At 45.3% G+C, this 731-nt stretch carries 1 pseudogene; it reads right to left on the reverse strand.

Annotated features, from left to right (window positions below):
- A pseudogene (locus ACYVFA_RS23435) lies at nt 1–731 on the reverse strand (hypothetical protein); the annotation flags it as partial.

Raw genomic sequence — 731 nt, forward strand, 5'->3', positions numbered from 1 at the left:
GGAGGGTTGTGTTACGATTTCTAAACCTGTAACTGCGGTACTTGTTGGAGAGGTACAACTACCCACGGTACAAGTGGCTGTAATACTATAAGTGCCCACCGATGAGAGTGTGATACTTGTCCCGCTTCCACCATTCGACCAGTTCACTGTTCCTGCGCAACCGCTGGCTGTTAAAGTCAAAGTACTTGGTGAACACACTACTTTTGTAGCAGGGGCTGTGATAGTTGGCGCAGAGGGTTGTGTTACGATTTCTAAACCTGTAACTGCGGTATTTGTTGGAGAAGTACAACTACCCACGGTACAAGTGGCTGTAATACTATAAGTGCCTACACTTGATAAAACTAAACTTGTTCCTGATGAACCTGTTGACCAGTTCACTGTTCCTGCACAACCGCTGGCTGTTAAAGTCAAAGTACTTGGTGAACACACTACTTTTGTAGCAGGGGCTGTGATAGTTGGCGCAGAGGGTTGTGTTACAATCTGCAAACCTGTAACTGCGGTACTTGATGGGGAAGTACAACTACCCACTATACAAGTGGCTGTAATACTATAAGTGCCTACACTTGATAAAACTAAACTTGTTCCTGATGAACCTGTTGACCAGTTCACTGTTCCTGCACAACCACTGGCTGTTAAAGTCAAAGTACTTGGTGAACACACTACTTTTGTAACAGGGGCTGTGATAGTTGGCGCAGAGGGTTGTGTTACGATTTCTAAACCTGTAACTGCGG

This window comes from Emticicia fontis (genome assembly GCF_054779675.1).